Source organism: Rhodococcus sp. GQ147 (assembly GCF_059759155.1).
Genome location: NZ_JCAXDU010000011.1, coordinates 181582 through 195030, shown reverse-complemented (window position 1 = coordinate 195030; position 13449 = coordinate 181582). Strand labels below are relative to the sequence as shown.

The 13449-nt window shown below is 64.5% G+C and carries 12 protein-coding genes; 2 read left to right on the top strand and 10 right to left on the bottom strand.

Features of this window, described 5'->3' with window-relative positions; all coding sequences use genetic code 11:
• From AC6CID_RS14795 to AC6CID_RS14785, 3 genes are all read right to left on the bottom strand, one after another.
• On the bottom strand, window positions 1–2331 hold a 2331-nt coding region (locus AC6CID_RS14795; protein WP_498354148.1), incomplete at its 3' end, for an ATP-binding protein.
• The gene (locus AC6CID_RS14790) at window positions 2328–2927 is read right to left on the bottom strand and encodes a DUF4194 domain-containing protein (protein WP_033097366.1); all 600 of its coding nucleotides are present in this window, start codon (window positions 2925–2927) and stop codon (window positions 2328–2330) included. The genes AC6CID_RS14790 and AC6CID_RS14795, both read right to left, overlap by 4 nt.
• Window positions 2924–4402, bottom strand: a complete 1479-nt coding sequence (locus AC6CID_RS14785; RefSeq protein WP_498354147.1) for a DUF3375 domain-containing protein — start codon at window positions 4400–4402, stop codon at window positions 2924–2926. Before AC6CID_RS14785 ends, AC6CID_RS14790 begins: the two co-directional genes overlap by 4 nt.
• A gap of 166 nt (window positions 4403–4568) precedes the next feature.
• On the opposite strand from AC6CID_RS14785, the gene AC6CID_RS14780 reads away from it, so the two are divergent.
• Window positions 4569–6371 carry a TerD family protein gene (locus AC6CID_RS14780; protein WP_498354146.1) on the top strand — a complete coding sequence of 601 codons (1803 nt, stop codon included), beginning with the start codon at window positions 4569–4571 and terminating at the stop codon, window positions 6369–6371.
• A 68-nt stretch (window positions 6372–6439) separates the two neighbouring features.
• Here AC6CID_RS14780 and AC6CID_RS14775 read toward each other — a convergent pair whose 3' ends face one another.
• From AC6CID_RS14775 to AC6CID_RS14745, 7 genes are all read right to left on the bottom strand, one after another.
• The gene (locus AC6CID_RS14775) at window positions 6440–6799 is read right to left on the bottom strand and encodes a hypothetical protein (RefSeq protein WP_498354145.1); all 360 of its coding nucleotides are present in this window, start codon (window positions 6797–6799) and stop codon (window positions 6440–6442) included.
• 17 nt (window positions 6800–6816) lie between these two features.
• Window positions 6817–7407, bottom strand: coding sequence for a DUF3558 domain-containing protein (locus AC6CID_RS14770; protein ID WP_498354144.1), 591 nt, complete (start codon window positions 7405–7407; stop codon window positions 6817–6819).
• 85 nt (window positions 7408–7492) lie between these two features.
• On the bottom strand, window positions 7493–7852 hold the full coding sequence (locus tag AC6CID_RS14765; RefSeq protein ID WP_498354143.1) for a hypothetical protein: 360 nt from the start codon (window positions 7850–7852) through the stop codon (window positions 7493–7495).
• A 25-nt stretch (window positions 7853–7877) separates the two neighbouring features.
• Window positions 7878–8465 carry a DUF3558 domain-containing protein gene (locus AC6CID_RS14760; protein ID WP_498354142.1) on the bottom strand — a complete coding sequence of 196 codons (588 nt, stop codon included), beginning with the start codon at window positions 8463–8465 and terminating at the stop codon, window positions 7878–7880.
• An 85-nt stretch (window positions 8466–8550) separates the two neighbouring features.
• Entirely contained in the window at window positions 8551–8910 is a 360-nt protein-coding gene (locus tag AC6CID_RS14755) for a hypothetical protein (protein WP_498354141.1), read from the bottom strand.
• A 17-nt stretch (window positions 8911–8927) separates the two neighbouring features.
• Window positions 8928–9515 carry a DUF3558 domain-containing protein gene (locus tag AC6CID_RS14750; RefSeq protein WP_498354140.1) on the bottom strand — a complete coding sequence of 196 codons (588 nt, stop codon included), beginning with the start codon at window positions 9513–9515 and terminating at the stop codon, window positions 8928–8930.
• A 169-nt stretch (window positions 9516–9684) separates the two neighbouring features.
• Window positions 9685–10059 (bottom strand): hypothetical protein, encoded by a 375-nt coding sequence (locus tag AC6CID_RS14745; protein ID WP_498354139.1) that lies wholly within the window; start codon window positions 10057–10059, stop codon window positions 9685–9687.
• A 574-nt stretch (window positions 10060–10633) separates the two neighbouring features.
• Between AC6CID_RS14745 and AC6CID_RS14740 the strand changes: the two genes are divergently transcribed.
• Window positions 10634–13432: an aconitate hydratase gene (locus tag AC6CID_RS14740; protein WP_217579984.1), complete on the top strand. Its 2799-nt coding sequence runs from the start codon at window positions 10634–10636 to the stop codon at window positions 13430–13432.
• Window positions 13433–13449 lie beyond the last annotated feature (17 nt).

The window sequence follows — 13449 nt, the reverse complement described above, 5'->3', positions numbered from 1 at the left end:
GTTCTCGCTCGTCGGTCGACGTGCGGCAGCATCGAAGCGTGCGCGGATGCGCTTGTCGATCCCGTCGGGAACCGCCGAATCGGCGTGTGCTTCCACTTCTGCAAGCCGCTGCCGAGTGTGCTCCACATCGCCACGGTGGCGTTCGAGACCGGATCCGGCTGCGGTATACGCTGCGCGGGCCTCCTTCTCCTCGTTTTCCGCACGGGCAAGATCGAGCGTGAGCGAGGCGTACTCGGCATTGCCCTGCAACCATCCCTCGAGTCGATGCTCGATCGCGCCAACCGCTGCCTCGGCCGCTTCGACGTCGATGTCGGCCCAGGTCGTGTCGAGGATGATCTCCGCCGCGTGTCGACGCTGCTGTACCGTGCACTCTGCGTGCTCGAGCAACTCCTGCCGACGTTGCAGGCGGGCGATCTCGGATTCGACCTCGCCGATGCGGCGACGCAGATCGGAGAGCTTGGTTTCGTTGTCGAACCCGAGCACCCATCGGCTGCGGTCGTCGACGCGGTACCTGTCGTCCTTCTCGTGCCGCTCGCCGCCGTGCTTGACCTGACCGGCCCGGGTCACGCCGCGCGGCACACCTCTCAGGTCGTCGACGGTCGCCACGCACGCATAGTCGAAACGCTCGGCGAGGTGGTGCTGCAGCCACGCTGCGAGCGGTCCCGGCCGCACGTCCAGTTTTCGAACCAGCGATTCGTCACCGCTCGCCGGGGTGGCAGGTCGGCCGGAACGAGTACGCACCCGGCGGTACACCAACCGGGTGCCGAGATGCTGCGCGTCGACCACTGCTGCAACGCGTGAATAATATTCGTCGGGTACGAGCATCGTGCGAGCAAGCCCGCCGAGTACGCGCTCGATGGGGCCGGTCCACTCGGCATGCTCGGAGCGCACTTCGAGGAGTTCGCCCGCGAAGTGCAACATGTCTTCGCTGAGACCAGCTGCGGTGCAGACCAGTTCGCGTATCCGCAGTAGAGCGGGATCGAGATTGGAGCGTCGCCGGGCGAGCAGCTCTCGGTCGGCGATGAGTTGTCGGTGTTCGGAACGCAGTGTGCCGAGTGCTCGCACCACCTCGTACACATCGTTTCTACGTGTACCGACTGTCGCGTCGAGCTCACGCAACTCCGTTTCGAGCTGGGCTCGCAGATGCGCGAACTCCTCAGCGGTGGTCGGTGCCTCTGCTTCCCACGATCCGACGGCGGTGTCGAACCTGCTCCGTGACTGTACGGTCCGAGTCAGGTCGGCTTCCGCCGCGTCGCGTTGCAGCCTGAGAGTGGACAACCGTCCACCGTCGGTGGTTTCGAGCCGCACCCGCAGATCGAGGGTGCGCTCGGCCGCGCGCTCGGCTTCCACCGAGGTCTTGTCGACGGCAGTCTGCAACAGTCCGATCTGTGCGTAGGCCTCGTCGAGCTTCTCTCGCAGCAGATCCACCGTCATCCGGGCATGCACGGCGTCGAGGTGGTCGTTCTCTTCCTGTAGTTCGCGTTGTTGCTGGAGGCCTCGGCGGCGAACCTCCGCGAGACCGACAAGGGGATCGAGTGCCTCGACTTGCCGACGCGCGTCGACGACGACACGGTGCGCCTCGCGCAGGTCGCGGAACTGGGACGTCGCGCGATCGGCCATCGCGAAGGTGTCGGGTTCGTCGAGCATGTAGTCGCGCAGCAACTGATCGAGACTGTTCAGACTCTTGGCCGACAGTGTTCGGTGCAACAACCGTTGGGCCGCCTCCGACGAAATGCCCAGCTTCGCGCGGAAGGCGCGAGCGAACGGCGTGTAACTGGGATTGACAGTAGCCCCGGGCCAACGCTTTCGGATGCCCCGGGTGTCGATACCGCGGCCGGCGAACGGCTCGAGATCGATCAGGTCGAAATCAAAATCGAAGATCAGATGCAGGTGAGAGACATCGTTGTTCGCGTTGGCTCCACGCCGCAGGTGCATGAGCTTGACGAGCGTCACGGGCGCGGCACCGTCGCCGGTGCGGTAGGTGAGCGCGACGGCACTCCAGGTGGCGCCCGTACGTAGATAGGAAGCGGTCAGGGAGTCGGTATCGACATCGGCTTCGCGCCGCCACGCACCGCGGATGTAACTGACGAAGTTGCGCCCGGAACCGGCCGCGGATTCCTGCGCGGCCGCGTTGAATCGGACACTGCCGCCCGGCATGAGCACCGTGGAGATCGCATCGATGAGAGTGGATTTTCCGGATCCCGACGCGCCGGTGATCAGGAAACCCTTGCGCGCAATCGGAATGTCGTGGTGACCGTGTAAGGTTCCCCAATTCACCACCTGCACGCGGGCAAGCCGGAACTGGGACGGGTGGGGAGGGGTGGCCGTCACGGCTGACTCTCCGCGACGATGTGCCGGAACTCCGCTTCCACAGCAGCAACCTGATCGGCATCGAACAACTGCCGCAACACCGGAGAGACTTCCATCCGACCCTCCGTCGACGTCGACGCGAGAAGGCTGTACTTCTTCAACTTCTCCCACGAAGCGTTGACCCTGCGCCGGAAACCGGCCGGGTCGGTACTCGTGGCCGCACGGTACATCTCGAGCTGCCCGGCCATTTCGTCGAAATCGACGATGACCCGATCACCGGGTTGTGCGCGGAGGAGCAGCTGCCGCAGCGACAACAGCATCACGGTGTCCATGAATGTCAATCGCTCGGTGCGCAACACTGCGGGGGCCTTGTGATCGCCGGTTTCGGCGGGACGGGTGAATGCGAGCTGTTCGTCCTCGTCGACGACGAGATCGAGAAACACATCGGCCAACCGAGAACGCAGCACGCGCTCGTCGCGGATCACCGTCCGCCACACCTCGGGATGCTTGCCGGCGGTAATGAGCGGACCCTTGAGGAGCTGGACCAATGCGCGCCGGGTGTCGAGTTCGAGTTCGCCGGTGTCGCCGGGATACAGCCCGGTCGTGGTGTCGGTCATAGGCTGTCCTGTTCCAAGGTGGTGAAGGCAGGATCGGTGGGATCGAACAGATGCCGGCGTACCGTGGCCACCCGTTCGACGCCGGATGGGGAGCTCCAGCAAATCTCCTCATCGCCCTCCACGCGGTGTCCGTGCTCGACGGCGAGAACCAGAAGCCCGATGGCGCTTGCCAACCCTTGGGTTGCGGGATGTTCGCGCAGGACCTCGCCGATCGTCGCGCTACCGCGCACGCGCAGTGTGGCCGCTATGCTACCGACCAGCTCGTCCATGTCGATTTCCGATTCGCGGACGATCCGCCGCAGATCGTCGAGGTCGACCTCACCTGGCGTCTGCGACACCACCGGTTCGGCCACCAGATCGTCTGCGGGATTGTGCAACTGTAATGCCGCGACCGATTCGATACTCATGCCGATCCGCACCAGGTCGAGGTCGAGCGGTTCATAAGGCTTGCGGTGGGGTGCCACCTGCAGAGCGTGCTGTTGCGCCGAGCGCAACAGACGTTGCAATCGGCGATGTTCCTCGTAATGGCGGGACTGCACGAAATGCCGCAGTGAGCGTGACAGCGACGTCATCGTCGCATGCACTTCGCCACCTGCGTCCTCCATCTCGGTGAGCAAAGATCGGAACCGATGACGTTGCTCGGGAGACAGGCTCCGGGCGAACGGACGAGTCAGTACCGCCTCGATCCAGTCGTCGAGCGGTGCAGACCGTTCAGGATCGATGATCATGTCGTAGAACCCGGTGAAGCTGCGTCCTGCATCGGAACTGCCGATGAGGTCGACACCTCGGAAGACCTCGCCCAGAGTGTCGCCGCGGTCGCCTTCGTCGTCGAGGATCCGTGCGCGCAACTCGCGATTGAGCCCTTCGAGTTCGGCCCGTACTCGTGCGAAATCCCCGGGGATCTCGCCGGCAAGCGCGAGGATCTCCGACACGCGTTCCGCGGCCCGTGGGCCATCGAGGACAGGGAAGTCGCCGGATTCCACCGCTGCGATCTGCCGGTCGAGTGCGTCGCGCTCGGCCCGCAGCGTTGCCAGACGGGTTTCGCTCCGTGGGTCCGAATCGCGAGCCAGCGCCTGCAACTGGCTCGACAGGGTTGTCAGTCGTGATTCCGTGATCGAACTGGTGTCGGTCGTCAGTTGCGCAACGAAATTCAGTGCGACGAATGCGGACTCGGTCGGCTCCAGCGTCTCTTCGCGCGAGCCCGTATCGGCACGTCGGAGCAGAAATCCGGCGCGCACCCAATCTGCGCAGTAGGCCTGGGCGGTGCGTGGAAGGTCGAATCCCTGGTCGCGGAGGTCCTGCAGGTCTGCGTCGAGGCGGGCAAACAGTTCGGGGGCGGGAAGTCGCCGGGTTCCCCGATCGAAGTGTCGTCCCAGCATCCCGAGGATTGCGGGGGCGTGGTCGGCGCGCAGCAGCGTCCACGCGGCGTGCTGATCGCGCAGCCGCGTCAGGCGGTACAGGTCGGCAGTCGACACAGCTTCCCTCTCGCTTCGATCGCGCCCATGGTGGCACACGCCTACGACAACCGTCTCCTACGGGATCGGCTCGATGTCGGGGCGGTGACGACAGTGTCGGTAACAAGGGCCACAATGTCCGACCGTGTCGGTTTTCGTCGGGGGATGAAAGCGATCGGAGGATGACGTGATCGAAGTGCACGCACCCGCGGAGGGCGCCGTGACGTTGCCCCGCGACCATCGATGGGTGGTGGTCGACGTCGAAACCTCGGGTGTGCGGTCCAACGCCCACAGGGTCCTGAGCGTGGCCGCCCTCGTGTTGCGCGAGGACGGCTCTGTCGAGCAGGAGTTCTCGACCCTCGTCGACCCCGGCTGCGACCCGGGACCGGTGCACATCCACAACCTCACGCGGGAGCGCCTCACCGGGTCGCCGCGCTTCGAGGACATCGCCGGTGAACTGGCCGGGATTCTCGACGGCGCCACGATCGTCGCCCACAACGCGTCGTTCGACTACGGATTCCTCGACGCCGAGTTCCGTCGGGCCGGCACGTCGCTGCCGGCGGAGCACCGTCTGTGCACGCTCGCGTTGTCGCGCCGGCTCGAACTCGACGTCCCCAACTTCCGATTGGCGACCCTTGCGCAGCACTGGCAGGTCCACCAGCTGCAGGAGCACGACGCCTACGACGACGCGCGCGTCCTGTCGGAGATCTTCCTGCGCAGCGCCGCGATGGCCGACAACCTGCAACTGCCGCTGCCCGTCGTCAACTGCCGCAGCCGCAAATCGGTGTATCCCGCATCCGTTCCGCGGGTCGCGTGCCAGTGGAAGAACCCGGGTCGCCTCGGCAACGATGGGCTCGTCCAAGGCATGAAGGTCGTGATCAGCGGCTCCACCGTCACTCCGCGGGTCGCACTCGCGAACCGGCTGACCGACGCCGGACTCGACGTGATGAACAACGCGAGCAGACAGACCAGCGTCGTGGTGTGCAACGACCCGACCGTGCAGACCGCCAAGGTCCGCAAGGCGATGGCCGAAGGCATTCCCGTGATCAGCGAACAGCAGCTCGAGGAGCTGTTGACGCGGGTGAGTCCGGGCGAATCGAAGGTTGCGACCGTCGTCGACATCATCCCGCCACCGGAACCGCAGGTCGCGGTGGTGCCCCCGGTCCGGCCGCCGACCGGGGAGAAGCCCAAGCTGTGGACCGGACGTAAGGTACTGCTGCTCGGCGGCACGCACCTGCAGGCCGTCATGATGCGCTCGCGTCTCACCCAGCTCGGTGCCCGCCCGGCCCTCAACTTCACGGCCACCGTCACCGACGTGCTGGTCCTCGACGGGGGAGAGGCCGACAAGCGGATGGCGCGGGTCGCGGCACGTGAGCTGCCCGTCCTGCGACCCGACGACGTCGATGCCGCAGTGGAGAACGGAGTGATGCCCCCGCACATGCGGGTGGAGTCACGGCTCACGGCGCCGGTGCTGTCCCGCGGTGAAGTGATCGACCTGCCGTCCGACAGTCACCGCTGGGCCGTGAACGTCGCCTGGAAGGCCGAAGCTGTCGGCGACGAATTCGATCTCGACATCGTCGCCTTCCTGCTCGGCGCCGACGAGAAGGTCGACACCGACGACGACTTCGTCTTCTACAACAATCCGCTCTACGACGACGGCGTCATCGAACTGACCATCGACGGTTCGAGTGAGCACTGCATCCGCGTCGACCTCGCGGAGCTTCCCGCCGAATGCGAACGCATCGCCATCGCAGCGGCCATCGACGGCAACCGCACCTTCGGCGAACTCGGCGCGGTATCGGTCGCGGTCGACAGTGAGACCGGCACCGCCGCGACCTTCGTGCTCGACGCCGGCACCACCGAACGCACCATGGTGCTCACCGAGATCTACCGCCGAGCCGACAAGTGGCGGCTGCGCGCGGTGGGGCAAGGATACGACGACGACCTCGCGGCCCTCGCACGCCGGTACGGGGTGGAAGTCGACGACTGATCTCTGCTTCGTCGCGCGGGTGGGGATCGACAGAGCACTGCAGAGCGCGAAATGGTCATCGGCGCGTGTTATTGCCCGCTCTGATGACTATTTCGCGCTCCGCTGTCGGGGTCGGTGTCGGCGAGTTGGCGGGCCCAGTCGGATTCGGTGTCGAGGAAGGCTTCCCCGCCGGTGGCGAAGGCGTCGCGGAGTTGGGTGAGGGCGTCGATGAACTGTTGCATCCGTTCTCTGGCCGACTCGGGTGTGCCTGCAGCTTTGCGTCGATAGCCTGCAGCAAGTTGTTGAGCGGAGTCGAAATCACCGAAGCCGTGGACGTCGGTGAGCCTAAAAGTGTGTTTGTACGACTGGTCGAACTCATCCAGCATGGTTTCGCAGATCCTTAGGATCTCTGCGACGACGTGAGGCTCGAGCCTGCTGAACTCCGGCATGTTCGTCCTGTTCGATGTCAGTTCGCGATGAAGGGTTCAACCGAGGCGACGAGGTTTTCCATGCCTGCACACCAATCGATTTGAGGTGCAGGGCCCGAGTGGTCGGTGTAGAGAACTCGGGTGACGAGTACAACTCCGAAATCTGTCTGCAGGGCGTACTTGCAGCCGTTTCGTGCGTCGGGGTCTACTTCTAGGAGCGCCGGTCTGCCGTTAATGCTTGTCTGGCTGGCAACATGTGCATTCTTTTGGAACTCCTCGTCCAAAGAGACATTGCCAGCCAGGATGTTGAGGCCGTATCCACGGCGCACGCCTGGGATGTGGTCCCTGTTGTCGTATGTGCAGCCGAGGAAGGTGTACGTCCCCATCGGCATGTCCGCGATTTCCTTCTTGGCCGCGTCGTACCCGGCCGCGTTCATGACGTCGTCGGGGATGTCGTAGCAGGGGTCGAAGGTGACGGGGGGTCTGCCGGAGTCGTCGGTGATGCGCGGGGTCCGGGTTGTCGTGGTGGTGGTTTCGTCGCCTACAGCAACATCATCAGCTGAACCCGGACTGCACGCCGTCCCCATGACAGTCAGTGCTGCGAGCGCGACGATTCCCCACCTGCTCATGCGACCCCCCGATCGATTGTCGGCCAGACGCTAACACAGTCGCCGGTGGCAGTACTCCGGAGCGCGAAATGATCATCGGTGCGCGTTATTGCGCGCTCTGATGACCATTCCTCGCTCCGCTGTCGGGGTCGGTAGCGGTGAGCTGGCGTGTCCAGTCGGATTCGGTGTCGAGGAACGCTTCTCCGCCGGTGGCGAAGGCGTCGCGGAGTTGGGTGAGAGCAAGGGTGAATTGCTCAATGCGCTCGACTGCAGATTCAGGGGTTCCGGACGCTTTGCGCCTATAGCCGGCGGCAAGTTGTTGGGCGGACGCGAATTCGCCGAAGCCACGAACGTCAGGGAGCTTCGCTGCGGTCGTTTGGGCGTCCTCGAACTCCCGAAGCATCACCTCGCAGATACGGACAATTTCGTCGACGACATGCCGTTCGAGCCTGGCGAAGTCACTCATCGAGGATCCTTCGAATAGTTGTGGTTCATGTGGGGAGGAAAGGCTCAATCGAGTTGGCAAGCTCCTCCAATCCTGTGCACCATTCCCCGATCGGAGCAGATCCTGGGTAGTCCGTGTGGTATATCCGGGTGAGCATGAGGAGGCCGAAGCCAGTCTCTACGGCGTACTTACAGGTGTCATTCCGATTTGGATCGACTTCGAGGAGGGCGCGCCGGCCATTGATGGAAACTGCTGTAGCGATGTGCGCGTTGTTGCTGTGTTCTTCATTGAGTGTCACGTTTCCAGCAAGGATGTTGAGACCATATCCGCGTCTGGTACCAGGAATTTTGTTGTCATCGCGATATGTGCATCCCAGGAACGTATAAGTCCCCATCGGCATGTCCGCAAGCTCTTTCTTTGCCGCGTCGTACCCCGCCGCATTCATGACGTCGTCGGGGATGTCGTAGCAGGGGTCGAAGGTGACCGGTGGTCGGCCGGAGTCGTCGGCGATGCGCGGGGTCCGGGTGGCCGACGTGGAAGCCTCGTCGCTCGTGGCCGGCTCCGCCGAACCCGGACTGCACGCCGTCGCCACTACCGCCAGTGCTGCGAGCGCGGCTGTTCCCCACCTACCCATGCGACCCCCCGATCGATTTGTCGGCAGACGCTAACACAACCACCGATGGCAGTACTCCGGAGAGCGAAGTGGTCATCGGTGCGCGTTATTGCACGCTCTGATGACGGTTTCCCGCTCCGTTGTCGGGGTCGGTGGAGGCGAGTTGACGTGCCCAGTCGGATTCGGTGTCGAGGAAGGCTTCTCCGCCGGTGGCGAAGGCGTCGCGGAGTTGGGTGAGGGCGTCGATGAACTGCTCGACGCGCTCCTTTGCCGATTCCGGTGTGCCCGCAGCCTTCCGTCGGTAGCCGGCGGCGAGCTGCTGCGCGGAGTCGAAGTCGCCGAAACCGTCGGTTCTGGGGAGTCTATTCGCGGTTCGCATTGTCTCCTCCATCTCGGAGAGCATGACATTGCAGATTCGGACAATCTCGTCCACGACCTCCGGTTGAAGGCGCACGTAATCGGACATCCCTACTCCATCTGAGGCTAGTTGTCGATGAATGGCTCAAGCGTCGTAACGAACTCGTCCATACCTGAACACCATTCGCCTTCGGGGGCTGGACCTGCATGGTCTGTGTAGTACAACCTGCTGAAGATGATCAGGCCGAAGTCGGTCTGCAGGACATACGTGCAGGTATTTCGATCTGCAGAGTCCACTTCTACGAGGGCTCGACGGCCGTTGACTGTAGTATCAGTGGCGATGCGCTCGTTCTTTGCCAGCTCTTCCTCGAGAGTGACGTTCCCGGACAGGATGTTGAGACCGTATCCACGTCGCACGCCTGGGACGTAGTCCCGCTTGTCGTAAGCGCATCCGAGGAACGTATAAGTCCCCATCGGCATGTCCGCGACCTCTTTCTTCGCCGCGTCGTACCCGGCCGCGTTCATGACGTCGTCGGGGATGTCGTAGCAGGGATCGAAGGCGACCGGTGGTCGGCCGGAGTCATCGGTGATGCGCGGAGTGCGGGTGGTCGAAATTGCGGCCTCGTCGCTCGTGGCCGTCTCCGCGGCGCTCGGACTGCACGCCGTCACCACTGCCGCGACTGCAGTGAGCGCAACTGTTCTCCACCTACCCATGCGACCCCCCCGATCGACTGCCGTGCAGACGCTAACACAGAGCTGAGAACAGCGAGGAGACGTCGACTTCACGATCGCCGTACTCGAATGCCCTCGGCTCCAGAGAAGCCGAGGGCACTCGGTCACCTCGCCAACCCCACTATGGGTGAGGGAGGCTCAGCGCTGAGCGTCAGTATGCAAAGGCGTAGTTGTATCTGCCGTAACTGCTGTGGTTTTCGTCCCTCGCAACCAAGGCGTAGTTCGGCGGCGCGCCGGTGCTACCCGAGAACAGCGGGTAGGAGACCGAGTAGACGGCGGCGTAGACGTAGTGCGCGCGCTCGTTCTCGATCATTGCCGACACATAGGAGTCGGACTCGATGCCGACCTCGATGACCCCGCAATAGGTGTTGTCCTGCGCCTTGGCGGACAGGCTGACGATCTTGCTGACCTGGCCGTACCGGTCGTCGTACGAGATCTGGTTGTTGTGCTGGTTGGAGCTGCAGAACACGTACTTCACCGCGCTGCCGGAAACCGTCGCTGCCTGTGCTGCAGGGGCAGTGAGCACGGCAGTGCCCGTAGCGAGAGTTGCCGCAGCAGCGAGCGTTCCGATGAACTTCTTTATTGAATCCAATCCTTGTGTGAATGCTGTCGGCCTGGCGCATCCCCGCCCTGGATGTGGGCTGCAGTCCGTATGAGGACGGGGCGGGAGAGTGTGGGACCCTGCGGCTTATTGCCGCGGGTCGTCGACGCCTCCACGAGATCGCGCATTCCGACACAGGGGCCTGCGCAGTGAAATCCGTCCCCGTCGACTCCGGGCAGGCCGCGGATGACGCGGCCGGGAGTCGGCGGGCAGGCTCAATGCGATGTCCGTTCTGTATGGAATGACCGTATGGGTGTCGCGTCCGCCACCGCCCGCGCTACACACTCCGCGAGGCGCTCGTGCAGCACCCCGGACCAAGAGCGCGAAGTGGTTATCGGAGCGCGCAATAACGCGCACCGATGACCGTTTCACGCGTCGCTATCGAGTCGCCCTCTGCCGGTGTCCGGGGCGCCTGAATCCACCCATGTGATTGCCGCACGGCGGAACGGGCTACCCATTCGGGTAACCACCGGAAACATCGCAGTCGGGAGGCACGTTCATGAGTGACGACAGTTTCGGCACGCGCGACACCCTGAAGGTCGACGACACCGACTATCGCATCTATCGCATCGACAAGGTCCCGGGCTCGGAGCGATTGCCCTACAGTCTCAAGGTCCTGCTGGAGAACCTGCTGCGCACCGAGGACGGGCGACTGGTCACCCGGGAGCAGATCGAGGCCGTCGCGGGTTGGGATCCGAAGTCGACGCACAACCCGGAGATCCAGTTCTCCCCGGCACGCGTTCTCATGCAGGACTTCACCGGCGTGCCGTGCGTCGTGGACCTCGTCGCCATGCGCGACGCCATGACCCAGCAGGGTGGCGACCCGAAGCGCATCAACCCGCTGATCCCCACCGAACTGGTCATCGACCACTCGGTGATCGCCGACGTCTTCGGCACCGAGGACGCCTTTCGGATCAACACCGACCTCGAGTTTCAGCGCAACCGCGAACGTTATGAGCTACTGCGCTGGGCGCAGGGAGCGTTCGACGACTTCAAGGTGGTCCCGCCCGGCACCGGCATCTGCCATCAGGTGAACCTCGAGTACCTGGCCCGCGTCGTCTTCACGCGGGAGGACGAGGACGGCGGGCTCGTCGCCTATCCCGATTCGCTTGTCGGCACCGACTCGCACACCCCCATGATCAACGGCCTCGGTGTCGTCGGCTGGGGTGTCGGCGGCATCGAAGCCGAGGCGGCGATGCTGGGCCAGCCGGCGTCGATGTTGATCCCGCAGGTCGTCGGCTTCAAGCTCACCGGCGAACTGCAGGAGGGCACCACGGCGACCGACCTCGTGCTCACCGTCGCCGAGATGCTCCGCAAGACAGGCGTGGTCGGCAAGTTCGTCGAGTTCTTCGGCCCCGGCGTCGCCAATGTGCCGCTCGCCAACCGCGCGACCATCGGCAACATGAGCCCCGAGTACGGCTCGACGATCTCGATCTTCCCGATCGACGACGCCACCCTCGACTACCTGCGCCTCACCGGTCGCGACGACCAGCAGATCCGCCTCGTCGAGGCGTATGCGAAGGAACAGGGTCTGTGGCACGACCCCGATCGCGAACCCGACTACAGCGAGGTCGTCGAACTGGATCTGTCGAAGGTGCGACCGTCCGTCGCCGGCCCGAAGCGACCGCAGGACCGCATCCCCGTCGCCCTCGCGCCGAAGGCCGTGACCTCGCTGCTCAACGGTGAGGAAGTGCCCGACGTCGTCTCCCGCGTCCAGGACTCGGGTGTCGACGAGGGCGTGCTCGAATCATTCCCTGCCAGCGACCCGGTGTCGGTGCGCAGCGAGGACTCCCGCGACGAGCCGCGCGACCCGGTGCCCGACGACGCCGACACCTCGGCGCCGCCGTCGAAGAAGGTCCCGGTGCGGGTCGGGGACGGCGACGAGTTCGAACTCGACAACGGACATGTGGTGATCGCGGCGATCACATCGTGCACGAACACGTCGAACCCGTCGGTGATGATCGGTGCGGCGCTGCTCGCCAAGAAGGCCGTGGAGAAGGGGCTGCGGAGCAAGCCGTGGGTGAAGACCACGCTGGCTCCGGGGTCGCGGATCGTCACCGACTACTACGAACGTTCGGGTCTGACGCCCTATCTCGACAAGCTCGGCTTCAATCTCGTCGGTTACGGCTGCACGACCTGCATCGGCAATTCCGGCCCGCTTCCCGACGAGATCGCGGCCGCGATCGACGAGCACGACGTCAACGTCTCGGCCGTGCTGTCGGGCAACCGCAACTTCGAGGGACGCATCCATCCGCAGACGAAGATGAATTTCCTCGCGTCGCCGCCGCTGGTGATCGCGTATGCGCTGGCCGGGTCGATGCTCGTCGACCTCTTCAGTGACCCACTCGGCACCGACAGCGAGGGCAACGAGGTCTACCTGCGCGACATCTGGCCCACGACGCAGGAGATCCAGGAGGTCATCGACGACGCGGTGCGCGCGGAGATGTTCGAGACCGGTTACCAGGACGTCTACACCGGTGACGAGACGTGGCGGAACCTCGACGTGCCCGACAGCGAGGTGTTCGAATGGAAGGACGAGTCGACCTACGTGCGACGTCCTCCCTACTTCGAGGACATGTCGTCGGAACCCGAGCCGCTGCGCGACATCGAGGGCGCGCGGGTACTCGCGCTGCTCGGCGACTCCGTGACCACCGACCACATCTCGCCGGCCGGTGCGATCCGACGCGACAGCCCCGCCGGTCGCTACCTGCAGGAGCACGGCGTCGAGCAGGCCGACTTCAACTCCTACGGGTCGCGACGCGGCAACCACGAGGTGATGATCCGCGGCACCTTCGCCAACATCCGACTGCGCAACCAACTGGTGCCGGACGTCGAGGGTGGCGTCACCCGCTATCTGCCGACCGACGAGCAGATGAGCATCTACGACGCCGCGCAGAAGTACGCGGAGGACGGCACACCGCTGGTCGTGCTCGCGGGCGCGGAGTACGGGTCGGGCTCGTCGCGTGACTGGGCGGCCAAGGGCACGTTGCTGTTGGGGGTGCGCGCGGTGATCGCGCAGTCGTACGAGCGCATCCACCGCTCCAACCTCATCGGTATGGGCGTGCTGCCGTTGCAGTTCCCGGAGGGCGAGTCGGCGCAGAGCCTCGGCCTGACGGGGGAGGAGGAATTCACCATCACCGGTCTGGCGGACAGCGACGAGATCCCCGAGACCGTGCACGTGAAGGCGGGGGACACGGAGTTCGACGCGACGGTGCGCATCGACACCCCCGCCGAGGCCGAGTACTTCCAGCACGGCGGAATCCTGAAGTACGTGCTGCGTAAGCAGCTCGCGCAGTAGGCAGCGACAGACGGGGG

Coding starts and splice junctions, on each gene's coding strand:
- AC6CID_RS14790 (WP_033097366.1), bottom strand. CDS start 2,927: ATGACCGACACCACGACCGGGCTGTATCCCGGCGACACCGGCGAACTC.
- AC6CID_RS14775 (WP_498354145.1), bottom strand. CDS start 6,799: ATGCCGGAGTTCAGCAGGCTCGAGCCTCACGTCGTCGCAGAGATCCTA.
- AC6CID_RS14770 (WP_498354144.1), bottom strand. CDS start 7,407: ATGAGCAGGTGGGGAATCGTCGCGCTCGCAGCACTGACTGTCATGGGG.
- AC6CID_RS14765 (WP_498354143.1), bottom strand. CDS start 7,852: ATGAGTGACTTCGCCAGGCTCGAACGGCATGTCGTCGACGAAATTGTC.
- AC6CID_RS14760 (WP_498354142.1), bottom strand. CDS start 8,465: ATGGGTAGGTGGGGAACAGCCGCGCTCGCAGCACTGGCGGTAGTGGCG.
- AC6CID_RS14755 (WP_498354141.1), bottom strand. CDS start 8,910: ATGTCCGATTACGTGCGCCTTCAACCGGAGGTCGTGGACGAGATTGTC.
- AC6CID_RS14750 (WP_498354140.1), bottom strand. CDS start 9,515: ATGGGTAGGTGGAGAACAGTTGCGCTCACTGCAGTCGCGGCAGTGGTG.
- AC6CID_RS14740 (WP_217579984.1), top strand. CDS start 10,634: ATGAGTGACGACAGTTTCGGCACGCGCGACACCCTGAAGGTCGACGAC.